We start from the raw sequence: 22,343 nt of genomic DNA on the forward strand, positions 1-22,343 counted from the left end.
GGAACGTGCGCCTCTGCGCATGCGAGTGCCAAGCCGAAGTGTGTTGAAGACAAACGACCGCCGAACGGGCAGGACGATTGAGCCTGGCGCACTTCGTGAAAGTGGTCGGCTGTTCAAACCTGAGGGTTGTCATGGCTGCGGGCAGGCGCCGTTCGGGCGACTGCAAGAGGAGGCGCGATTTTAAGCCTTGTGTGGCGTTTGCCAAGGTGCCGGGCCTGCGACGTTGGGACGCAGGCTCGTCCGTTTCAGCACTGATCACGCCGATCGTTCCCACGCTCTGCGTGGGAACGCCTCCATGGACGCTCTGCGTCCGCCGTTGGAAGGGACGCGGAGCGTCCCGGGCTGCATTCCCACGCGGAGCGTGGGAACGATCTCCCCTGCGGTACTCACCGTTCGCGAGTAATTTGCTGCGGCGCCAGTTAGCATGGCGCCATAACAACGAAACGATGGACCACACCTTGATCGAACGACGCCAATTCAGCGGTGGCATGAAGGGCAAGAACCTTCGCTACCTGAACGAGCCCGCCAGCGGGCCGGGACGCATGACCCGCACCGGGTTTGTGCTGCTGGAGCATTTTTCCCTGCCGGCCTTCACCCAGGCGCTGGACACCCTTGTCACCGCCAATCTGCTGCGCCCCGGTCTGTTTTCCACGCGCACTTTCGGCTTGAGCGACGGCGAAGTGATCAGCGATCTGGGGCTGGTGATTCGCCCGGACTTGGGTCTGGAAACCAGCGCGTTGCAGGAACTGGATCTGCTGGTGATCTGCGGCGGCTACCGCACGGAATTGAAGGCGAGCGACGAGTTCATCAACCTGCTGAAAATGGCCGCCGAGGCCGGCGTGATCCTGGCCGGGTTGTGGAACGGCGCGTGGTTCCTGGGCCGGGCAGGGGTGCTGGAAGGCTACCGCTGTGCGATTCACCCGGAGCATCGGCCGGCGCTGGCGGAGATTTCCAAGGCGACTCAGGTCAGCAGCGAACCCTACGTGATCGACCGCGACCGGCTGACCGCGTCCAGTCCGTCCGGTGCATTCCACATGGCGCTGGACTGGATCAAGGGCCTGCACGACAAGGCGCTGGTCGAAGGCATCGAAGACATTCTGGCGTTCGAGGAATCGCGCTATCGGCGGATCAAACCGACCGAGAACATCTGCGTCAGCGCGCCGTTGCGTGAAGTGGTGAAGCTGATGGATGCCAATCTGGAGGAACCGCTAGAGCTGGAGCAACTGGCGGTGTATGCCGGCCGATCCCGACGTCAGCTGGAGCGGCTGTTCAAGGAGCAACTGGGCACCACGCCACAACGCTATTACATGGAACTGCGCATCACCGAGGCCCGGCGTCTGCTGCAACACACCGAGCTGTCCCAGGTGGACGTGCTGGTGGCGTGCGGATTCGTGTCGCCGAGTCATTTCAGCAAGTGCTACAGCGCCTATTTCGGTTATCGACCTTCCAAAGAAAAACGGCTCGTCAAATGACGAGCCGTTTGGCGTGCTCCTTCAGAGGTGATCGGCGTCGATGATCGCCTGAGCGAAGGCTTTCGGGTCTTCCTGCGGCAGGTTGTGACCGATGCCGCCGTTGATCAGGCGGAACTGGTACTTGCCGGTGAAGCGTTTGGCGTAGTCCTCCGGCGCCGGGTGCGGCGCGCCGTTGGCATCGCCTTCCATAGTGATGGTCGGCACGCTGATCGACGGCGCGGTGGCGAGTTTCTGTTCCAGCGCATCGTACTGGCTTTCACCCTGCACCAGGCCCAGACGCCAGCGGTAGTTGAACACGGTGATCGCGACGTGATCCGGGTTCTGCAATGCCTTGGCGCTGCGGTCGAAGGTGGCGTCGTCGAAGGCCCATTTCGGTGACGCCAGTTGCCAGATCAGCTTGGCGAAGTCATGGGTGTTCATGGTGTAACCGGCCTCACCACGGTCGGTGGCGAAGTAGAACTGATACCACCATTGCAGCTCGGCCTTGGGCGGCAGCGGATTCTTGCCGGCGGCCTGATTGCCGATCAGGTAACCGCTGACCGACACCAGCGCCTTGACCCGCTCCGGCCACAGCGCCGAAACGATGTCCGCCGAACGCGCGCCCCAGTCGTAGCCGCCGAGCACGGCTTGTTTGATTTTCAGGGCATCCATGAAATCGATCACGTCACTGGCCAGCGCCGCCGGCTGACCGTTGCGCACGGTCTTTTCAGACAGGAAATGCGTGTCGCCATAACCCCGGGCATACGGCATCAACACCCGATAACCCTTGGCCGCCAGCAGCGGCGCGACGTCGTCGTAGCTGTGAATGTCGTAGGGCCAGCCGTGCAGGAGAATCACCACCGGGCCATTGGCCGGGCCGGTTTCGGCGTAGGCCACGTCCAGCAGGCCAGCCTTCACATGCTTGAGCGGGCCGAAGGGCAGGTCGGCTTTGACGCTGGCGGCTTCGGTCTTGACCGGCTCGGGTGCTGCGGTTTGCGCCTGAGCGAAGGCGCCAAACTGCAACAGCGCGGTGGCAAGAATCGACAGACCCAGCAGGCGGCGACGGTTTTTCCCGGTGGGGACGGTGGCGTGTGGTGCGTGCTTCATGGCAAGTCTCCTTATGATCGGCGAGGGCCGGGTTCTGGCTGAACCCTTCGTATCTGGCGTTCATTAAAGACTGGCCACGTATCTGCGCTGTTTCCGTTTTCGTGGGCTGATGCGCGGGCATGTATCCGGGGGGCGTTCGTACACACTGGGATACAAACCTGCGGCCAACAAAAAGCCCCGAATGTTCGGGGCTCTTGCTGACCTTGGGCTTCAGGCCTGAGTGATGTGCTTGGGCCCGGCCAGCGCCCAGGCGATCAGCCCGAACAGCGGCACAAACACGATCAATACGATCCAGACGCCTTTGTTGCTGGCTTTCCCCTCACTCTTGCGCACCCTGTTGATCGCCCACAATTCGATGAGCAAAAGAACGACGGCCAGTACGATCCACGTGGTTTCAAGTTGCATGGGCTACCTCCTGATGGTCATTGGTTTAGGCGGGGCATGCCACTCAGGGTTCATTTAATTTGCCTGGTGACTTGCTTCGCCCACGTGCACAAATGTTCTAAACGCCTCGGCAAAGTCGCGGTAACGTAGACGTCCTCAACGAACAACCACTGCCTTCGGAGCCTTGCGTGGACAAACGCAACTGGATCGAGCTGTCCCAGGATGCCGACACCGGGATCGAGTCGATTCGTGCCCATTTCCAGGGCCATGCCTACGATCCGCACTGGCATGACAGCTTTCTGGTGGGCGTCACCGAGCAGGGCGTGCAGCAGTTTCATTGCCGGCGGGTGCGGCATCTGAGTACGCCGGGCAAGATTTTCATGCTGGAACCGGGTGAGATCCACGACGGGCACGCGCCGACGGAGGAGGGCTTCACCTATTCCATGCTCTACCTCGACCCGCACTGGCTGGAGCGCGAATTGCGCGTGCTGTTCGAGCATGCGCCGGACAACAGCCAACTCGGGTTCACCGATACCCTGAGTCAGGATTCGCGCCTGTCCACCGCCATCAATCAGGCCTTCAACGCCCTGCATCAAGGCGACTTGCGCATCGTGCGCCAGACCGCCATCGACACCTTGCTCGGTTCGCTGACGTCGCACCTCGACTGGCGTAAACGGCAACCGTTCGATCCGCGCCTGCCACGGGTGGCCCAAGTGGCGCGGGACTATCTGCATGCTCATGCCTTTGAGGACATCGGGCTGGACGATGTGGCCCAGGCCTGCGGGGTCGATCGCTTTCGCCTGACCCGGGCCTTCAAGGCCGCTTTCGGACTGGCGCCGCATGCCTACCTGATTCAGCTGCGCCTGGCCCGCGCCCGCCAGTTGCTGGCGCGCGGCGAAACACCCGCCACCGTCGCCAGCGCACTCGGTTTTGCCGATCAGAGCCATCTCGGACGCTGGTTCCGCCGTGCCTATCACCTGACGCCGGCGGATTACCGCAAGCGCTGCTCAAACCTTCCAGACTGAACCCCGCACAACCGCGACCATGACTTCCTGTTCTGATTCGGGAGTCCTGTCATGGAATCGTTGCTGCCATTTCTGCTGTTTTCCTTCGTCGCCTCGATCACCCCGGGGCCGACCAATATTCTGGTGATGAGCCACAGCTCGCGGCGCGGTCTGACGGCCACCGTGCCGATCATCTTCGGCGCGTGTGTGTCGGCGGCGCTGGTGGTGCTGGTGGTCGGGCTCGGCGTGGGGGAAACCTTGCTGCGCTATCCCCGCGTGCAGCAGGCGATGGCCTGGGTCGGGGTGTTGTGGTTGAGCTGGCTGGCGTGGCAGATCTTTCGCAGCACACCGCCATCGTTGGAGTCCTCGACGTCGAATGATGACGGCTTCAACGTGTTCGGCGCCGCCGGCCTGCAATTGATCAATCCCAAGGTATGGATGATGGCCGTGGCGGTGGTGAGCGTGTTTGGCGGCAACGGCGACGACAGCTCGCGGATGCTGCTGTTGTCGGCGGTTTTTCTAATGGTCTGCCTGCCGTGCATGACGGCGTGGGCGCTGCTGGGCGTGGGCAGTGCGCGGTTCTTTGGCTCGCCACGGGCGTTTCGGCGGATGAATGCCGGGCTGGCGTTTTTGTTGTTGCTGTCGGCTTGGTTGACGGTGTTGGTCTAGGCATCGGCATCTGCCGCATTCCTGACAGGAATGCACCGCATAAAATCAATGAATTTCTATTATCAATCTTCGTGACGTAGGGTGATTCAAGGACACGGAGAAACGCCCTTGAACACTTCATCTACTGAGAAATTCGACACCTCCCGCGCCAATGAATATGGCAAGCAAAGCCGCATTGCGCTGGCGGGCTATGACGCTTGCCATGACCTAGCCGCGTGCATGCTGGCCGCCAGTCTCGGTAACGCAGGTTCGGCGCGGATTCTGGCGGTTGGCGCAGGCGGGACAGCCCAGGAAATCATCGCGATGGGGCGTCTGGAGCCAGGCTGGCGTTTCATGGCGGTTGACCCTTCAGAGCCGATGCTGGCGGCGGCGACCGAGCAGTTGCGGTCGCATGACTTGCTTGAGCGAACGGATCTGCATCTCGGGCCGGTCGATGACTTGCCTGCCGATGAGTCTTACGACGCCGCAACGGTGATCGGCGTTCTGCATCATCTGGAAGGCGATGAGGCCAAACGAGCGCTTCTGCAATCCATTCGGGCGCGTTTGAAACCGGGTGCTCCGCTGATTGTGGCCGGCAATCACTACGCGTATGCCAGCCAGCCGTTGCTGCTGGAAGCGTGGGGACAACGCTGGCGCCAGAACGGGGCCAGCGCCGATGAGGTGAAGGCCAAACTGGGGAAAATCCTTCAGGGTGCCGATCCTCCCCATTCCGAGGCGGCGGTTCAAAAGCTGTTACATGAAGCCGGCTTCGGCGAGGCCACCCGGTTTTTCAGCAGCCTGTTCTGGGGCGCGTGGTTGACGCGTAAAACGAGTTGACCGGTGCCTTAGCGACGAATCCGACCACGCGCATTTGAAATCCCCGCCGTTGCCCCCCAGAATCGCGCCCCGTTCCGGCCACCAGTGCCGGACGTTCAGAGTGAAAGGGGTTGCGGTTGAACGAACAGACATTGTCCATGCGCCTGGAACGGGTGGCGGCGCACGTGCCCGCCGGTGCGCGGCTGGCCGATATCGGCTCGGATCACGGCTACCTGCCGGTGGCCCTGATACGCCGTGGCGCGATCGCGGCGGCGGTGGCGGGCGAGATGGCCGAGACGCCGTTCCGTTCGGCGCAACGCACCGTGCGCGAAAACGATCTTGAGCAGCAGGTCACCGTGCGCCTGGCCAATGGCTTGATGGCCGTCGAGCCGGCCGACGGGATCACGGCAATTACCGTGTGCGGCATGGGCGGCGAGACCATCCGCGACATTCTCGAAGGCGGCAAGGCGCGCTTGAGCGGCCGCGAACGTCTGATCCTGCAACCCAACGGCGGCGAACAACCGCTGCGCCAATGGCTGATGGACAACGGCTATCGAATCCTCTGCGAAGAAATCCTGCGGGAGAACCGCTTCGACTACGAAATAATCGTGGCCGAGCGGGGCGAGCCGGTGGCGTATACACCCGAGGAACTGTACTTCGGGCCGCTGCAATTGCAGACGCGCAGTCCTGCGTTTGTCAGCAAGTGGCAGCATCGGTTGCGGCACAAGCAGCAGACGCTGAGCCACTTCGCTCGGGCTCGGCATGGGGTATGCGAGCAAAAGGTGCAGGATCTGAAGCAGCAGGTGCGCTGGATCACTGACGTGCTGGGGTGAAACTCTCGGAGATGCTAATGAGGGCGATCCTGTCCGAAGTCGGGTTTGCCCGGTGCTGCACCTGCCAGCGCCACACCGGGCAATGAATCCAGAGCTATCAGCTACCAAAAGACTCCATCAACACCTGCACCAATTCACCACCCTCAGGCGTCGCCCAGCTACCGGCCAGTTCGGCAATCAACTGGTTGGTGCTGGTCAGCGTGACACCGGCCTTGTCCATGCGGCGCAACGCGATGTCATCGGCTGCTTTGGTTGGTGACGCACCGGCATCGGCGACGACCTGGACTTCGTAACCATCACGCACCAGCGAGAGCGCCGGGTAAACGGTGCAGACGTCGTTGGTGACGCCGGCGATGATCAGTTTACGGCGACCGGTCGCCTTCACTGCGGCGGCGAAGTGTTCGTCGTCCATGGCGTTGACGATGCCAAGGCGTTTGATGCGGCTCGCAAACTCAGCCGGCAGGATCTGCTCAAGCTCACTCAGGAGCGGACCTTGTGCGTGCTCTTCCATGCTGGAGGTCAACACGACGGGCATTTTCAGAATGCGCGCGGCCTTGGCGAGCATCAGGGCGTTGCGTTTGAGTTCTTCGAAAGCCATCGATTTGGCCCAGCCCATGGTCCCGACCTGGTGATCGATCAGCAGAAGGGCAGCATTGTCGGCACTGAAGTTTTCGTACGTCATGGTGGTTCTCCTGGCATTTGAAAGGGGGGGAATGCCCCCGGTGGTGGAGTCAGCGAAGATTCAGATTTCCAAAATCACCCCGTTGATAGCGGGCCACGGCGGCGGTCAGGGCTTCTGAAGAAGCGAGCGCCATCGGGCCCTGCCAATGCACCGGCTGGTTCAAGGGCATGCCTGAGAAAACGACGGCCTTGGCGTTGCCGGTCGGCGCACTCAAGGTGACTCTACGATCCGCCCCTTGCGGGAGATTGACCGGTACTTTCGGATCGGACAGATCGAAGGGGTGGCCATCGACAGACACTTCGCCGTCTATGGGCATGACGAACGCCACATGACCTTCGGGAATCGACACACTCAGTTCGCGCCCGGCCTCCAGTGATATGTCCAGCAGTCGCACGTCGGTTGGCAGCGATAGAGGAGACACAACGTTGTGGAAGCTGCCCAGAGGCACTCGAACCTTCACGCCCGGCGAATGAACGACCGGCACCTCCTGAGATTCAACGCTGAAGGCAAACGGTGCTTGCGACTGTTTGTCCTCCGGCAGATTGATAAAAATCTGCAGCATGTGAACGGTCTTGCCGGGCTCGGCCGGAACTTCTTCGTGCACGACGCCATTGCCCGCCGCCGTCCAGTGCAGACCACCGGGCTGGATCAGGTTGCGATTGCCCAGTGAGTCCTGGTTATCGATACCGGTTTGCGAATCCATAAACAGGTAAGACACCGCCGAGAACCCTGCATGAGGGTGGGCCGGAAACGTCGGTCCGCTGATCCAGGCGTGATCGACGCCCAAAAACGGGTCGATCGGTTTCGCATGCCGATCGCCTCGCAGGGTGAACGCCCTGAATCGGCTGCCGTGGTTCATGCGCTGCAAACGTGCGGTGGTGAGCATGGCGGCGTTCCTCAAGCCTCTACGGACAGGGTCGGGTAGTCGATGTAGCCTTCTGGGCCCGGGGCGTAAAAGGTGTTTTTGTCCGCAGTATTCAGCTCGGCACCACTGCGCAAACGCTCGGGCAAGTCAGGGTTAGCGATAAACGCACTGCCAAACACCACCGCATCGGCCTGGCCACTGGAAATCAGGGATTCGGCGGTATTTTTGTCGAGAGCGCTGCCGATCAGGTAGCGCCCGGTAAAGAGAGGTCGCAGCGCTGCGTGGTAGTCGAACGTGGCGCCGAACAGCGCGACATGCAGGTAAGCGAGATTGAAAGCGCGCAGTTGTTCGACCAGGTGCGTGTAGGTTTCCTGCGGGTTGGCATCGACGATGTCGTTGAAGTTCATTTCGGGCGAAATCTTGATGCCGACGCGGTCACCGCCAATCTCATCCGCCATGGCGGCGAGCACTTCCAGCACGAAGCGGACGCGGTTTTCAACCGGGCCGCCATATTCGTCATCTCGCTGGTTACTGCCAGTGGACAAGAATTGCTCCGGCAGATAACCGGATGCCGCATGCAACTCGACACCATCGAAACCCGCCTCGATCGCGCGGCGTGCAGCCTGGCGATAGCCCTCAACGACGGCAGCGATTTCGACGATGGTCAAGGCGTGCGGGACGACGAAATCCTGCAAACCGTTGGCGGTGTAGGTCTGCCCCTCTACCTTGATGGCAGAAGGTGCCTGCGGCTGAGCGCCATTGGCGAGCAATGAAGGGTGGGAAACCCGTCCGCAGTGCATCAGTTGCATGAAGATGCGACCGCCACGGGCATGCACGGCGTCCGTGACCTGCTTCCAGGCCGCCATCTGTTCGGCAGTTGCGATACCCGGCGTTCGGACGTAGCCCTTGCCGAGAGCAACGGGAAACACGCCTTCGGAAATGATCAGCCCGGCACTGGCGCGCTGACCGTAGTAAGTCGCGACCAGATCCGTCGGTACACCGTCATCATCGGCGCGCGAACGCGTCATGGGTGCCATGACGATACGGTTGGAGAGGGTGTGACGGCCGATCTGGATTTCAGAAAAAAGTGGGTTCATCGCGGTGCTCCTCAGTAGTGATGGAGCTATCATCAGTCAATTCAAATTCGGGATAAATCCGTCAAAATTGAAATGACTGATCCACTGATGGAGCAATCTTTTTGGAATACCTGAACGACATGGCGTTGTTTGTGGAAGTTGTGAAAATGCGCGGCTTTCGTGGGGCGGCGGAGTCGCTGGGCATGCCCAACTCAACGCTTTCCCGGCGCATCAGTGGCCTGGAGAAGGCCATCGGCTTGCGTCTGTTGCACCGCACGACACGCCGGATCGAGTTGACGGAGGCCGGGCAACTTTATTTCGAGCGCTGCAAGCGGATCGTGGAAGAGGCGAGACTGGCCCATGAGCAATTGGGCGAAATGCTTGCCCGGCCCAGTGGTTTGCTGCGGGTTTCGATGCCGGTGGACTTCGCCACTATCTATCTGGCGCCGCTGATTGCCGAGTTTGCCCGTGAGTATCCGGGTATCCGCTTCGATCTTGAACTCACACCACGGCAGGTGGATCTGGTCAGCGACCCGGTCGACATCGTCATTCGGATGGGAGAACCGCCGAACTCAAACCTGATTGCCCGCAAGTTGGCGAGTATGAAGCGTGCTTTTTACGCATCGCCCAGGTATCTCGAACTGTTCGGGGAACCGGAGCAACCTGCCCAACTCATCAATCATGAATGCCTCAGAATGCGTGGCTCCGGTTCTGACCACTGGACACTCATCAGTGAAACAGGGAGCGAACAGGTGGAGGTCGGAGGACGTTTTGAACTCAACAGTGTGGGCATGCTCCGGCGCATGGCGTCTCTGGATCTGGGGATCGCGCTGTTACCGGAGGGTATCGCCGTCCAGGATGTGGCGAGCGGAACATTGCGCAGAGTGCTGGCGCAATGGCAGGCACCACCGGTTTCGGTCTACGCATTGACAGAGACGCGACTGCTCCCGGCCAAGACGCAACGTTTCATCGAGTTTCTGCGTGACAGACTCGATTGCGCGTAAGGGGCACTCCGGGATCAGTAACGGATTGAAGCTGATATCATCCAACAACTTTCAAGCAGGCCAAAAAACACCATGAACCGTCAGAAAAAACTGCAACAGCTCTTCAAGGAAAAATCCAGAAAGGCCAACGCCAAACTGGCACCCAAGAGCAACAAGCCGAAATACATCAGTAAGGCGGATCGTCTGAAAATGGCGGCTGAAGCGACCCCCGAAGCAAGTGCTGTCACCGAGGACTGATTGAGCGGGGTTCAACCGTTTCGGGTTTCCCCAAGTATCCGCGCCGCGTCCCGCGACGGTGGTAAACCGAACACCCGTGCATAGTCACGGCTGAACTGTGTAGCGCTTTCATACCCCACTTCGAACGCCGCCTGGGTGACATTCCTGGTACTCGCCACCATCAGCGTCCGGGCCTGTAGCAGACGAACCCGCTTTTGATACTGCAATGGACTCAGCGCCGTAACGGCTTTGAAGTGTCGGTGGAAGGCGGACACGCTCATTGACGCAAGCCGGGCCAGGTCGTCTACCCGGATCGGTTCGGCAAAGTCCTGCCGTATGTGCGCAATGGCCAGGTTGACGCGCGCCATGGCGCTGTCGGGGGCAGCGATGTCCCGCAGCATCCAGCCATGGGGGCCTTGCAGGACACGGTACAGAATCTCCCGCTCATAGACCGGCGCCAGTGCCGCGATCTCTTCAGGCTGGCCCATCAGACGCAGCATCCGCACCCAGGCATCCATCAAGGGCGGGGTGACAGCCGCCACCGAAAAACCGGCGTCCTGCTCGTGTTGGCCGAGAGGTTTGGGCAGGTCGGCCAGCAGCGTCGTCAAGACAACCGGATCAAGCGTCAGACTCACTGCCAGGTACGGCTCGCCAGCGGGAGAGGGGTGAACCTGGCCGACGGCCGGCAGATCGATGGACATGACAAAGTAGGTCGCCGGGTCGTAATGCAGCGTACGGTCGGCGATGGTCATGGATTTGCTGCCTTGCAGGATCAGGTTGATCATCGGTTGGTAAACCGCCGCCAGCAAGTGTTCAGGGATTTCACCCTGAACCATGGCAACCCGTGGAATGCCTGTTTCCGTGCGGCGGTTCTGCGCGTTTCGGGCCAGGGCGCGAAGTTCTGTCAGTTGGCTGTTCATGCCGTGCATCTGACCCCACACGGATACACCCGCGCAAGCAAAAAGCAGAAACAGGCAGGTTTCGAAGAGGAACCGCTGCGCTCGCCGCCCGGCCGATGGCTACTGTGGTGCTTCAACTCAAATGACAGTGGAGCAGCGCATGAGCGTTATCGTTATTACCGGCGGCAGCCGTGGCATCGGCGCCAGTGCGGCCGAGGAGTGTGCACGACTCGGTATGGGCGTCATCCTGACTTATCAGCGCAATGCCGAGGCGGCAGCTTCGGTCGTCCAGCGCATTCAAGTCTCGGGTGGCACCGCCGTGGCGCTTCAACTGGACGTTGCCGACGTCAGTCAGTTCGACGATTTCCGCCAGAAGGTCGTTCACGCACTCCAGGCTACTTGGGGCGAAAAAAGGCTATCCGGGCTGGTCAACAACGCCGGCCACGGCCTGTTCAATTCGCTGGAAACAGTAACCGAGGCACAGTTCGACGGCCTGTTGAACACCCACCTCAAAGGCCCGTTTTTTCTCACGCAGACCCTGCTGCCCCTGATGAGCGAGGGCGCCAGTATCGTCAATCTGACCAGCGCCACCACCCGCGTCGCCATGCCCGGAGTCGCGCCCTACGCTGCTGCCAAGGGCGGACTGGAAGTGCTGACGCGTTACATGGCCAAGGAGTTCGCGGATCGTCGCATTCGGGCCAACGCAGTTTCGCCGGGTGCGATCCGCACTGAATTGGGCGGCGGTCTGAATGATGAGTTCGAGGCCTTGCTCGCTTCGCAAACGGCGCTCGGTCGGGTGGGCGAGCCGCAGGACGTCGCTCGGGTGATTGCCCTGTTGCTGTCTGATGAGAGCGGCTGGATCAATGCTCAATCCATTGAGGTCGCGGGCGGTTACTTCATCTGAATCAATACCCGAATGCGAGGTTGCATCATGCTTGATCATATTTTTCTGTCGGTCAGCGACATTGAACGCTCGATTGTTTTCTACACGGCAGCGTTGACCCCGCTGGGCATCACCGCAAGGCTCGATTACGACGGCAAGGACGGCCCGCCAGGGCATCCAGACCTGAAGGGATTCGGTGCCAACGGCCGGATGTTTTTCTGGTTGCGTGAGGGCGTAGTAGAGGGGCGGGCCGTGCATGTTGGCTTCGTCGCGAGCAACACGGCGCAGGTCGACGCTGCCTACGCAGCGGCCATCGAAAGCGGTGCTGTCGACAACGGCGCCCCGGGCGCACGCCTGCACTACGACCCCGATTACTACGCGGCCAACGTCCTCGATTCGGACGGCTACAGCCTCGAATTCGTCTACAAAAAATGGCAGCACGGCCAATGAGCACATTAATGATCTATGGGGCGACGGGGTACACCGGGCGCATGGCGGCGGAGCATGCCCGGTCGCTGGGCCTGGACGTCGTCATTGCCGGTCGTACGGCAAAAAAAATCGAATCCCTCGCGGCGCAACTGGATGTGCCTTATCGAGTATTCGCACCTGAGACCCTTGCAGCGGAGTCTCTGGAGGGCATTGCGGTATTGCTGAACTTTGCAGGGCCGTTCGCGCAGACGGCGGACGTGTTGATGCAGGCGTGTATCAGGGCCGGGGTGGACTATCTGGACATCACCGCAGAGATCAATGTCTATCGACGGGCCGAGCAGCTGGGCGTCGAGGCCGCGAAGGCCGGTGTCATGTTGTTGCCCGGCGTCGGCTGGGATGTGGTGCCGACCGATTGTCTGGCGATGCATGTCGCTCGACGCGTGCAGGCACCACATTCGCTGAAAATTGCGCTGCAGGTAGCAGGCTCCATGTCGCGCGGATCGGCTCTGAGTGTCGGCGAGATTATTGACGCAGGTTTGCTGGCCCGGGTTGACGGACAACTCATCGCCACGCCCGACGCACAGCCCCGGTCTTTCGATTTTGGTGACGGGCCCGTGCTGTGCGCGCCGTTGTCGTTTGGTGATCTGGTCACGGGCTGGCATTCCACCGGCATTCCCGATATCGCCATGTACGTGCACATCAGTGGCGATGCGTTTCCCGAGGGCGATTTGTCGCTGTTGCCGGACGGCCCCAGCGCCGAACAGCGTGCGGCTCACCGCGCCCGTGCGGTGGCAGAAGTCTCGGGCGCCAATGGCAGCGCCGCGCGGTCGGTCATTGAAACGGTCAATGGCTATACCTACACCCCGTTGGCGGCAGTGGCGGCCGCGCGTCGAGTGATGGAGGGGGAGCGGCGACCGGGTTTTGAAACGCCGGCCCGCGTGTTCGGTGCCGGCTTTGCCGAGAGCATTGCAGGTACAACCGTGACTGACTTCTGAAACCATCGGGCGATGAACCGCAACCCCCTCAGGTACTCGGCGGCTTCGCCAGCTCAATCCCCGCAGCCCCCAGCCGCTTGAGAATCTCGAACAGCAAATCACTCTTGGTCGTCCCGACAATCCTCGGGCTGGCGACATACCCGGTCACCGTCAACGTAATCCCGTCCGGCGTCAGCTTGCTGAAGCGCACGAACGGCGCCGGTTTTTCGAGGATGGTTTCGTGTTCCTTGTAGGTGTCGAACAGCAGGTTCTGCACCTGTTCGGGGTCGATATCCAGCGGGAACATCAGCTCCAGCGTCGCCACGCCCTGGGCGCTGCCGCCGAGGGTGACGTTGCGCAGGTTCTGCGAGATCAACTGCGAGTTGGGCACGATCACGATCGAGCGGTCGCTGAGCTGGATTTCGGTGGCGCGCACGTTGATCCGACGGATGTCGCCCTCGACGCCGCTGATGCTGATCAGGTCGCCGACCTTGACCGGGCGTTCGGTGAGCAGGATCAGCCCGGAGACGAAGTTCTTCACGATCTCCTGCAAGCCGAAGCCGATGCCCACCGACAGGGCGCTGACGATCCACGCCAGGTTGGTCCATTGCACGCCCAGCGATGACAGGGTCAGCAGAATCACCACCGCATAACCGATGTTGGAAAACAGCGTGCTGAGCGAGGCGCACATGCCCGGGTCCATGTCGGTCTTGGGCAGAAACTCGTTGTCGAGCCAGCGGCGCAGGGCGCGGATCAGGTAGATGCCGATCAGCAGCGCCAGCATCGCGTTGAGCAAATGGCCGGGAACGATGTTCAGTTTGCGCAGGCCGGCGCCGCCGAGGATCGTGCCGATGTTGTTGGCCAACTGGCCCAGCGTGGTGCCGATCCCGCCGACAAACAGCGTGATAACCGCCAACAGCAACAGAGCAGCCCGACCGAAACCGGCCAGCAGGGTCGAGGCCTGTTCGAGACGTCGATCCCCCACGCCGAGCAGTTGCTTCAGCGCCTTGCCGCTGGAGTGGCGGGGCGAGAAGAAATACTCGCAGCTGTCCTTGAGCAACTGCATCAGCAGGTAAAACCCGGAAAACACGATAAACGCCCACACCAGTTCGTAGGTGATGAACCGTGCGAGCGACACATACCCCGTCAGCAGGGCGCCGAACGACAGCACCATCGCCAGGGTGGCGACGGTGTAAATCACACCGGCGAAGGTGTTGCCCGCGACCTGCGTATCCCCGGCAGCCACCAAGACTTTGCGCACTCTGCCGACGCGCATCAGCAACGTCGTGACGATGCCCAGCACCACTATCGCAATCACCCCGCGCCCGGCGATAACGATCTGGCTGCTCATCCCGGAGGCGTTGCTGACCTGCACCGCCGTCACCAGCACCAACAGCGTCGCAGCCAGAATCCGCGCGAACGGCTGGAGCGTGTGTGCGACCTCGTCGGCCACCGCCGGCAACCGCCACGACGGGTGCTCGGTGGACAGCAACGCGCGGCTAAGGCCGGTGATCAGCACGCAGGCGTAAACGACCTTCTCGAACTCATCGGAAAACGTCGCCAGCATCGGCGGCAACGGCACGTGACGGGTGCAGGCGTAGTACAACAATTGCAGGGCGATGGCGGTGGTCGCGAGTGTCGCCAGTGCCGAGGCGAACGCCAGCGAACTGCGGCGCAGCCGACCCTCCGGCATGCGATGAATGCACACCCACGCCAGCCAGCGGTCGGCCAGTCGCCGACCCAGCGTCCAGACGACGAAGGCCAGCACAACCAGCAGGCCGGTGTAAAAACGCTGGCCGGGTTGCCAGGCTTCGGCGCCGGTCTGTTGCACCTGTTCGACGAAAAACCGCAGACGCTGGCGGTCATCAGGAGAAGGATTGACAAGGGGCGTCCAGAAACCGGGATTCAGAATGCTGTGGGTGCTGAGCGTCAGTTCGCTTTCGAGCAACGTGCGGCGGATGCCGGCGATCTGGGTGATCAGGTCCGTGGCGCTTTGCTTGAGGGTGGCGAGGTTCTTCAGCGCGGTATCGACTTTGGTTTTCTGCTCGATCAACGTCGCCCGTTGCGCAGCGATATCGGCTTGTTCGGCGGCGACTGCTTCGGCCGGCGCGGCACCGAGCACGCCCAGCTGTACGGTGAGTTGTGCCTGCTGCGGCAACAACGAGGCCGACAGCCGATCGATGTCCAGAATGAACGTCTGCACCCGGTCCTGCGGGCCTTCGAGCTGGTTGTAATTGTTGGCGGACGAGATCTGCTGCTTGAGGCCGTCGAGGCGCAGTTGCAAGGCTTGCAGATCGCTTTGCGTGACGCCGGGGAGCGGGGCGCCGGTGCTGACATCGGGTGTGCCAGGCAAGTCGGCGGCCGACACCGCCAGGAACCCCGAACCGAGCACGAGCAGGACGACGAACATCAATGACTTCAATGCATTACGCATGGGACTGGCCGATTCCGGTTGATCACACAAACATTGAGGTTAGGTGATCGGGCGCCTGCTGCATCATTTTCTGCTGCTAATCCTGGCTTAATGCGTGTCCGGTGAGATCGCCGGGCTGCCGATTGTAGGCGCCCGTTTTCACGACTAGACTCCCGGCCATGAAACGCTATCTGCGGTTTTGTCTCGTTTTCCTGATCAGCCTGGCGCTTCCCCTCAGCGGGATGGCGGGCGTGCAGGCACCGACAGAACCCTGCCCGATGCAAGCCATGGGCATGGCGATGATGGACGGCATGAACATGGATTGCTGCCAGGACATGAAGAGTCCTGCCGACCATGGCTCCCCCTGCAAACCCGGGCAGGAGTGCAAGACCGGCGGCCTGCTGCAAGTCGCGATCCTCAAGCCGCCCGTTACCGTGTTCAGCCCTGTCACGCATTCGTTCTTCAGTGATTCCCTGCCCGTAGCGGCCCCGTCCGGGGTCTGGCGACCGCCCCGCACCTGATTCCTGTCTTCCCTTGAAGCTCATTCCGCCCAGGCGGAGTGATTTGGCTGTGCGCGTGTTTTACGCCGCGCGCAGTGGACGATCACAGGAATCGTAAACATGACATTCAAGTGCAATTGCACGGGTTGGCCTTTGTTGGCCGGCCTTGCGGCAAGCGTGCTCGCGTGGCCGGGTTTCGCCGTCGCGCTGACACTCGATGAAGCGCTGCGGCTGGCCGAAAACAATGCGCCGTCGCTGACCGCACAAGACCAGAAAATCCAGGCCGCCAGCAGCGCGGCCATTCCGGCGGGCGAGTTGCCCGATCCCAAGCTTGTGCTCGGTTTGCAGAACTACCCCGTGGGCGGCCCGGATCGCTGGAGCCTCGATCAGGACTTCATGACCATGCAAATGGTCGGTTACCGGCAGGAAATGCCCAACGCAGACAAGCGCAAGGCGCGCGTTGAGGTTGCCGACGCAGCCATCGAACGCGCGGCGGCCGAGCGACGTGTCGAGCGTTTAAAGGTCCGCCAGGCGACGGCGTTGGCGTGGATCAGCGGCTATTCGGTCGAGCGCAAAGAGGCTTTATTCCAGGACCTCTTCAAGGAAAACCGTCTGCTGAGCGAGACCGTCCGGGCGCAGATTGCCGGTGGCCGCGCGCAACCTGCTGACGCGGTGACGCCGAAGCAGGAAGCGGCCCGACTCGCCGAGCAACAGGACAATCTGACCCTTGAACGCACCCAGGCCCGAGCCGCGCTCAAACGCTGGATCGGCACCGCAGCCAACGACAAGCCCGAGGGCGGTTTGCCCGCGTGGCCGGTCGATGCCTCGACCTTCAATCATCAGCTGCAACACCATCCTGAACTGGCCGCTTTCGCCCCCATGACCCGCGAAGCCGAGGCCAAGGTGCAAGAGGCAATGTCCGAGAAAAAGTCCGATTGGAGCTGGGAAGTGGATTACCAGCACCGGGGCCGTGAGTTTGGCGACATGGTCAGCGTGCAGTTTTCCTGGGATCTGCCGCTGTTTCCCGAGACGCGGCAGAACCCGAAAATCGCCGCCAGACAGGCCGAGGTCAGCCAGCTGCAAGCCGAGCGCGAGGCCTTGTCCCGCGAGCACACCGAACAGCTTGAGAACCAGTTGGCCGACTACCAGCGCCTCGATCGGGCCGTGCGCCGCACCGAGGAAAGCCTGGTGCCGCTGGCCAGAGAGAAAGTCGATCTGAGCCTGGCCAGTTATCGCGCCGGCCAGGGCGATTTGAACGCGGTAGTCAGCGCCCGCCGCGAACTCATCGAGGCCCGCCTCAAACAGATCGACATGGAAGAACAGCGCGCACTGACTGCTGCGCGCCTGCATTTCGCTTATGGGGAGACCAGCCTGTGAACCTTAAACAATGGAACGGTGTGTGGCTGGCCGGCCTCGCGCTGGCGGTGGGCGTGGGTGGCGGTTACGGATTGGCCTATCAACGAATGAATGGTGGAACGGCTGCAGCTCCGGCGCCGAGCACTGAGCCTAAGGCCTTGTACTGGTATGACCCGATGTTCCCGCAGCAGAAGTTCGACAAACCGGGCAAGTCTCCCTTCATGGACATGCAACTGGTGCCGCGATACGCCAGCGGCGCGGAGGACAGTGCGACCGTCAGCATCGATCCGGGGTTGAGTCAGAACCTCGGTCTGCGTGTGGCGCCGGTCAGTCGCGGCGCCTTCACCTCGAGCCTCGATGTGAGCGGCGTGCTGGCGTTCAACGAGCGCGATGTCGCGGTGATCCAGGCGCGTACCAACGGGTTTGTCGAGCGGGTCTACGCCCGTGCTCCGGGGGATGTGCTCACGGCTGGCGCGGCGTTGGCCGACATCCTCGTGCCGGAATGGACGGCGGCCCAGAGCGAGTTTCTGGCGCTCAGGCGCAGCGGCGATGCCGACTTGATCGCTGCGGGGCGCCAGCGGTTGCGCCTGACCGGGATGCCGTCGAGCCTGATCGCTCAGGTGGAACGCAGCGGCAAGGTGCAGTCCGAACTGACGGTCACCAGCCCTTTGGGTGGCGTACTGCAAGAACTCGACGTGCGGGCGGGCATGACCGTGGCGAGCGGTGAAACCCTGGCGCGGGTCAACGGGCTGAACAGTGTCTGGCTCGCGGTGGCGGTGCCGGAATCGCAGACCGGTTCGGTTGCCGTGGGGCAGGCCGTCGAAGCGCATCTGTCGGCCTTTCCTGGCTGCGTGTTCAACGGAATGGTCAGCGCGATTCTGCCGGACACCAACCCGGACAGTCGTACCCTGCGCGTGCGGATCGAGCTGTCCAATGCCGATGGCCGCTTGCGGCCGGGGATGACGGCGCAAGTGCGGCTGAACCGTTCGACCGGGCAGAGTCAATTGTGGGTGCCGAGTGAAGCCGTGATCCGCACCGGCAAGCGCGACTTGGTCATGCTCGCGGAAGACGCGGGGCACTATCGCCCGGTGGAGGTGCGGCTCGGCCAGGAAAGCGCCGGCAGAACGGTGATCCTAGAAGGCCTGGCAGAAGGGCAGAACGTCGTGACGTCCGGCCAGTTCCTGCTCGATTCCGAGGCCAGTCTCAAGGGCATCGTCGCCGAGCCGCTTGAAACAGACGGGAACGTTTCGGGGAGTCAGCCATGATCGCTGCGCTGATTCGCTGGTCCGTCGCCAACCGTTTTCTGGTGCTGCTGGCGACGCTGTTTGTCACGGGGTGGGGCGTGTGGTCGGTGCAGAGCACGCCGATCGATGCGCTGCCGGATCTGTCCGATGTGCAGGTGATCATCCGCACGCCGTACCCCGGACAGGCGCCGCAGATTGTCGAGAACCAGGTGACCTATCCGCTGACCACCACCATGCTCTCGGTGCCGGGGGCGAAAACCGTACGCGGTTATTCGTTCTTCGGTGACAGCTTCGTGTACGTGCTGTTCGAGGACGGCACCGATCAATACTGGGCGCGCTCGCGGGTGCTGGAGTATCTGAGCCAGATCCAGAGTCGCCTGCCGGCCAGCGCCAAACCGGCACTGGGTCCGGATGCCACCGGGGTGGGCTGGATCTATCAGTACGCGCTGGTGGATCGCAGCGGTGGACATGATCTGGCGCAGCTTCGGGCGTTGCAGGACTGGTTCCTCAAGTTCGAGCTCAAGACCCTGCCCAACGTCGCCGAGGTCGCCACCGTCGGCGGCATGGTCAAGCAGTATCAGGTGCAGCCCGATCCGGTGCGGCTGGCCAGCCTCGGCATCACCCTGGCGCAGGTGCGCGAAGCCATCGGCAAGGCCAATCAGGAAACCGGTGGCGCCGTGCTGGAAATGGCCGAAACCGAATTCATCGTGCGCGCTTCCGGCTACCTGAAGACGCTTGATGACTTTCGGGCGATCCCGCTCAAACTCGGTGCTGGCGGGGTGCCGGTGACTCTCGGCGATGTCGCAGCGGTTCAGACCGGGCCGGACATGCGCCGGGGCATCACCGAACTGGATGGCCAAGGCGAAACCGTTGGCGGCGTGGTGATCCTGCGCAGCGGCAAGAACGCCCGCGAGACCATCGCGGCGGTCAAGGCCAAACTCGATGACATGAAAAGCAGCCTGCCGCCCGGCGTGGAGATCGTCACCACCTACGATCGCAGCAAGCTGATTGATCGCGCCGTGGAAAATCTCAGCCACAAACTGCTCGAAGAGTTCATCGTCGTCGCGCTGGTGTGCGGGATCTTCCTCTGGCATTTGCGCTCGTCGCTGGTAGCGATCATTTCGTTGCCGGTGGGTGTGTTGATCGCCTTCATCGTGATGCGTTATCAGGGCTTGAACGCCAACATCATGTCGTTGGGCGGGATCGCCATCGCCATTGGTGCGATGGTCGATGCGGCGGTGGTGATGATCGAGAACGCCCACAAGAAAATCGAGGCGTGGCACGCGGCCAATCCGGGGCAGGCGCTCAAGGGCGAGCGCCATTGGCAGGTGATGACCGACGCGGCGGCGGAGGTGGGGCCGGCGCTGTTTTTCTGTTTGCTGATCATCACGCTGTCGTTCATTCCGGTGTTTACCTTGCAGGCCCAGGAGGGGCGGCTGTTCGGTCCGTTGGCGTTCACCAAGACTTACGCCATGGCGGCAGCAGCGGGATTGTCGGTGACGCTGGTGCCGGTGCTGATGGGCTACTGGATTCGCGGGCGGATTCCGGATGAACGCCACAACCCGCTCAACCGCTGGCTGATCCGGATCTATCAGCCGGCGCTGGACGTGGTACTGCGCCGGCCGAAATTCACTTTGCTGGTGGCGCTGTTGGTATTCGTCAGCGCGGCCTGGCCGATTTCGCGGCTCGGTGGCGAGTTCCTCCCGCCGCTGGACGAGGGTGATCTGCTGTACATGCCTTCGGCCTTGCCGGGTTTGTCGGCGCAAAAAGCCGCGCAGCTGTTGCAGCAGACCGATCGGCTGATAAAGACCGTGCCCGAAGTCGAGCATGTGTTCGGCAAGGCCGGCCGCGCGGAAACTGCGACCGACCCGGCACCTCTGGAAATGTTCGAAACCACGATCCAGTTCAAGCCCCACGATCAATGGCGTCCGGGTATGACTCCGGAAAAACTCGTGGAAGAACTGGATCGAGTGGTGCGCGTGCCGGGCCTGACCAACATCTGGATTCCGCCGATCCGCAATCGCATCGACATGCTCGCCACCGGGATCAAAAGCCCCATCGGCGTGAAGGTCGCCGGCAACGATCTGGCCCAGATCGACGCTGCGACCCAGGCTGTCGAGCGGGTGGCCAAAGGTGTGCCCGGTGTCAGTTCGGCACTGGCCGAGCGCCTGACCGGTGGCCGCTACATCGACGTGGATATCGACCGCAACGCCGCTGGCCGCTACGGGCTGAACATCAGCGATGTGCAATCCATCATCGCCGGTGCCATTGGCGGGGAAAACGTCGGGGAAACCATCGAGGGGCTGGCGCGGTTTCCGATCAACATCCGCTACCCGCGAGAGTGGCGTGATTCGCCCGGCGCGCTGGAGCAATTGCCGATCTACACACCTTCGGGCAGCCAGATCACCCTCGGCATGCTAGCGAAGATCAAGGTCACGGACGGCCCGCCGATGCTTAAGAGCGAGAATGCCCGGCCGTCCGGCTGGGTGTACATCGACGTGCGGGGGCGGGACATCGCTTCGGTGGTGGCTGATCTGCGTCACGCCGTCAGCGAACAGGTGAAATTGCAGCCCGGAATGAGCCTGACCTATTCGGGGCAGTTCGAGTTTCTGGAGCGGGCCAATGCGCGGCTGAAACTGGTGGTGCCGGCCACGCTGCTGATCATCTTCGTGCTGCTCTACCTGACGTTCGCTCGCTTCGATGAAGCGCTGCTGATCATGGCCACGTTGCCGTTCGCGTTGAGCGGCGGTGCATGGTTCCTGTATCTGCTGGGCTACAACCTGTCGGTCGCGACCGGGGTTGGCTTTATTGCACTGGCCGGGGTTTCGGCCGAGTTCGGCGTGATCATGCTGCTCTACCTGAAGAACGCCTGGGCCGAACGCGAAGACCTCGGCGATCACACCGAGCGCGGGTTGATCGCGGCGATTCGCGAAGGCGCCGTGCAACGTGTGCGCCCCAAGGCGATGACCGTAGCGGTAATCATCGCTGGCCTGTTGCCGATTCTGTTGGGCAGCGGCACTGGCAGCGAAGTCATGAGCCGCATTGCCGCGCCCATGGTGGGCGGTATGGTCACGGCGCCGTTGTTGTCGCTGTTTGTCATACCGGCGGCGTATCGCCTGATGCGCCGTCGGCAGTTGTCCGTTGAAACCCTCCAATCTGAAGGAAAAACCTCATGAAACTGATCCCGATCACTGTTGCGGGCACGCTGGTTGCGTTTGCACTGACTGCCCACGCCGAGGACATGCCCGGCATGAAGATGGACGACATGCAGGGCATGCAGATGCAACCCGCCACTCAACAGGCTCCGACCGCGAATGCTGAGGGCACGATCAAGTCCATCGATGTCGAGAAGCGCACCGTGACCATCGCCCATGGCGCCGTTGCGGCGTTGCAGTGGCCGCCGATGACCATGGGCTTCGCGGCAACTCAGGAACAACTGGCCGGGTTGGCGGTGGGCGATCGGGTGAAGTTTTCGTTCCAGATGGAGGGCAGCAAAGCGACCATCGTGTCGATCAACAAGTAAGCGTGTGATGTAAAAAAAACCGGCGGGAATCATCGC

At 61.9% G+C, this 22,343-nt stretch carries 22 protein-coding genes; 15 read left to right on the forward strand and 7 right to left on the reverse strand.

Annotated features, from left to right (window positions below; translation table 11 throughout):
- Nucleotides 1-446 precede the first annotated feature (446 nt).
- Nucleotides 447-1,472, forward strand: coding sequence for a GlxA family transcriptional regulator (locus K5E37_RS22450; RefSeq protein ID WP_221535185.1), 1,026 nt, complete (start codon nucleotides 447-449; stop codon nucleotides 1,470-1,472).
- A gap of 21 nt (nucleotides 1,473-1,493) precedes the next feature.
- Here the strand turns inward: K5E37_RS22450 and K5E37_RS22455 are convergent, their stop codons facing one another.
- Nucleotides 1,494-2,558, reverse strand: a complete 1,065-nt coding sequence (locus K5E37_RS22455; protein ID WP_085604585.1) for an alpha/beta fold hydrolase — start codon at nucleotides 2,556-2,558, stop codon at nucleotides 1,494-1,496.
- A gap of 210 nt (nucleotides 2,559-2,768) precedes the next feature.
- Nucleotides 2,769-2,963 carry a PLDc N-terminal domain-containing protein gene (locus tag K5E37_RS22460; protein WP_221535186.1) on the reverse strand — a complete coding sequence of 65 codons (195 nt, stop codon included), beginning with the start codon at nucleotides 2,961-2,963 and terminating at the stop codon, nucleotides 2,769-2,771.
- Nucleotides 2,964-3,130: 167 nt separating this feature from the next.
- Between K5E37_RS22460 and K5E37_RS22465 the strand changes: the two genes are divergently transcribed.
- From K5E37_RS22465 to K5E37_RS22480, 4 genes are all read left to right on the forward strand, one after another.
- Nucleotides 3,131-3,967, forward strand: coding sequence for an AraC family transcriptional regulator (locus K5E37_RS22465; protein ID WP_085604582.1), 837 nt, complete (start codon nucleotides 3,131-3,133; stop codon nucleotides 3,965-3,967).
- 51 nt (nucleotides 3,968-4,018) lie between these two features.
- Entirely contained in the window at nucleotides 4,019-4,615 is a 597-nt protein-coding gene (locus K5E37_RS22470) for a LysE family translocator (protein ID WP_221535187.1), read from the forward strand.
- 81 nt (nucleotides 4,616-4,696) lie between these two features.
- Entirely contained in the window at nucleotides 4,697-5,431 is a 735-nt protein-coding gene (locus K5E37_RS22475) for a class I SAM-dependent methyltransferase (RefSeq protein ID WP_409348070.1), read from the forward strand.
- Nucleotides 5,432-5,547: 116 nt separating this feature from the next.
- Complete coding sequence (locus tag K5E37_RS22480; protein WP_221535188.1) at nucleotides 5,548-6,243, forward strand: tRNA (adenine(22)-N(1))-methyltransferase TrmK; 696 nt, start codon at nucleotides 5,548-5,550, stop codon at nucleotides 6,241-6,243.
- A 97-nt stretch (nucleotides 6,244-6,340) separates the two neighbouring features.
- Here the strand turns inward: K5E37_RS22480 and K5E37_RS22485 are convergent, their stop codons facing one another.
- The 3 genes from K5E37_RS22485 to K5E37_RS22495 are packed head-to-tail and all read right to left on the reverse strand — an operon-like array spanning nucleotide 6,341 to nucleotide 8,887.
- The gene (locus tag K5E37_RS22485) at nucleotides 6,341-6,925 is read right to left on the reverse strand and encodes an isochorismatase family protein (protein ID WP_221535189.1); all 585 of its coding nucleotides are present in this window, start codon (nucleotides 6,923-6,925) and stop codon (nucleotides 6,341-6,343) included.
- Nucleotides 6,926-6,974: 49 nt separating this feature from the next.
- Complete coding sequence (locus K5E37_RS22490; protein ID WP_221535190.1) at nucleotides 6,975-7,811, reverse strand: pirin family protein; 837 nt, start codon at nucleotides 7,809-7,811, stop codon at nucleotides 6,975-6,977.
- 11 nt (nucleotides 7,812-7,822) lie between these two features.
- Nucleotides 7,823-8,887, reverse strand: coding sequence for an alkene reductase (locus K5E37_RS22495; protein WP_221535191.1), 1,065 nt, complete (start codon nucleotides 8,885-8,887; stop codon nucleotides 7,823-7,825).
- A 101-nt stretch (nucleotides 8,888-8,988) separates the two neighbouring features.
- Here K5E37_RS22495 and K5E37_RS22500 point away from each other — a divergent pair, with 101 nt between their 5' ends.
- Both K5E37_RS22500 and K5E37_RS22505 read left to right on the forward strand, forming a co-directional pair.
- A complete protein-coding gene (locus K5E37_RS22500; protein ID WP_085604562.1) occupies nucleotides 8,989-9,870 on the forward strand; it encodes a LysR family transcriptional regulator in 882 nt (293 codons plus the stop codon).
- 72 nt (nucleotides 9,871-9,942) lie between these two features.
- The gene (locus tag K5E37_RS22505) at nucleotides 9,943-10,107 is read left to right on the forward strand and encodes a DUF2986 domain-containing protein (RefSeq protein WP_085605168.1); all 165 of its coding nucleotides are present in this window, start codon (nucleotides 9,943-9,945) and stop codon (nucleotides 10,105-10,107) included.
- 11 nt (nucleotides 10,108-10,118) lie between these two features.
- Here K5E37_RS22505 and K5E37_RS22510 read toward each other — a convergent pair whose 3' ends face one another.
- Nucleotides 10,119-11,006, reverse strand: a complete 888-nt coding sequence (locus tag K5E37_RS22510) for an AraC family transcriptional regulator (RefSeq protein WP_170929352.1) — start codon at nucleotides 11,004-11,006, stop codon at nucleotides 10,119-10,121.
- A gap of 139 nt (nucleotides 11,007-11,145) precedes the next feature.
- Here K5E37_RS22510 and K5E37_RS22515 point away from each other — a divergent pair, with 139 nt between their 5' ends.
- From K5E37_RS22515 to K5E37_RS22525, 3 genes are read left to right on the forward strand one after another with little or no spacing between them, the layout of a single operon-like run.
- Entirely contained in the window at nucleotides 11,146-11,889 is a 744-nt protein-coding gene (locus K5E37_RS22515) for an SDR family NAD(P)-dependent oxidoreductase (protein ID WP_085604559.1), read from the forward strand.
- A gap of 27 nt (nucleotides 11,890-11,916) precedes the next feature.
- On the forward strand, nucleotides 11,917-12,318 hold the full coding sequence (locus K5E37_RS22520) for a VOC family protein (protein ID WP_221535192.1): 402 nt from the start codon (nucleotides 11,917-11,919) through the stop codon (nucleotides 12,316-12,318).
- Nucleotides 12,315-13,292 carry a trans-acting enoyl reductase family protein gene (locus K5E37_RS22525; protein ID WP_221535193.1) on the forward strand — a complete coding sequence of 326 codons (978 nt, stop codon included), beginning with the start codon at nucleotides 12,315-12,317 and terminating at the stop codon, nucleotides 13,290-13,292. The genes K5E37_RS22520 and K5E37_RS22525 overlap by 4 nt, the downstream gene beginning before the upstream one ends.
- Nucleotides 13,293-13,320: 28 nt before the next feature.
- Here the strand turns inward: K5E37_RS22525 and K5E37_RS22530 are convergent, their stop codons facing one another.
- Nucleotides 13,321-15,705: a DUF3772 domain-containing protein gene (locus K5E37_RS22530; protein ID WP_221535194.1), complete on the reverse strand. Its 2,385-nt coding sequence runs from the start codon at nucleotides 15,703-15,705 to the stop codon at nucleotides 13,321-13,323.
- 158 nt (nucleotides 15,706-15,863) lie between these two features.
- Here K5E37_RS22530 and K5E37_RS22535 point away from each other — a divergent pair, with 158 nt between their 5' ends.
- The 5 genes from K5E37_RS22535 (at nucleotide 15,864) to K5E37_RS22555 (ending at nucleotide 22,307) form a co-directional block, all read left to right on the forward strand.
- The gene (locus K5E37_RS22535; protein ID WP_221535195.1) at nucleotides 15,864-16,205 is read left to right on the forward strand and encodes a hypothetical protein; all 342 of its coding nucleotides are present in this window, start codon (nucleotides 15,864-15,866) and stop codon (nucleotides 16,203-16,205) included.
- Between the two features lie 99 nt (nucleotides 16,206-16,304).
- The gene (locus K5E37_RS22540) at nucleotides 16,305-17,561 is read left to right on the forward strand and encodes a TolC family protein (protein ID WP_085604546.1); all 1,257 of its coding nucleotides are present in this window, start codon (nucleotides 16,305-16,307) and stop codon (nucleotides 17,559-17,561) included.
- Complete coding sequence (locus K5E37_RS22545; protein WP_221535196.1) at nucleotides 17,558-18,805, forward strand: efflux RND transporter periplasmic adaptor subunit; 1,248 nt, start codon at nucleotides 17,558-17,560, stop codon at nucleotides 18,803-18,805. The genes K5E37_RS22540 and K5E37_RS22545 overlap by 4 nt, the downstream gene beginning before the upstream one ends.
- A complete protein-coding gene (locus K5E37_RS22550) occupies nucleotides 18,802-21,960 on the forward strand; it encodes an efflux RND transporter permease subunit (protein ID WP_221535197.1) in 3,159 nt (1,052 codons plus the stop codon). The genes K5E37_RS22545 and K5E37_RS22550 overlap by 4 nt, the downstream gene beginning before the upstream one ends.
- A complete protein-coding gene (locus K5E37_RS22555) occupies nucleotides 21,957-22,307 on the forward strand; it encodes a copper-binding protein (RefSeq protein WP_221535198.1) in 351 nt (116 codons plus the stop codon). The genes K5E37_RS22550 and K5E37_RS22555 overlap by 4 nt, the downstream gene beginning before the upstream one ends.
- Nucleotides 22,308-22,343: the final 36 nt, after the last annotated feature.

Source organism: Pseudomonas sp. RIT778 (assembly GCF_019718735.1).
In the GTDB taxonomy this organism is placed as follows: Bacteria; Pseudomonadota; Gammaproteobacteria; order Pseudomonadales; family Pseudomonadaceae; genus Aquipseudomonas; species Aquipseudomonas aphyarum.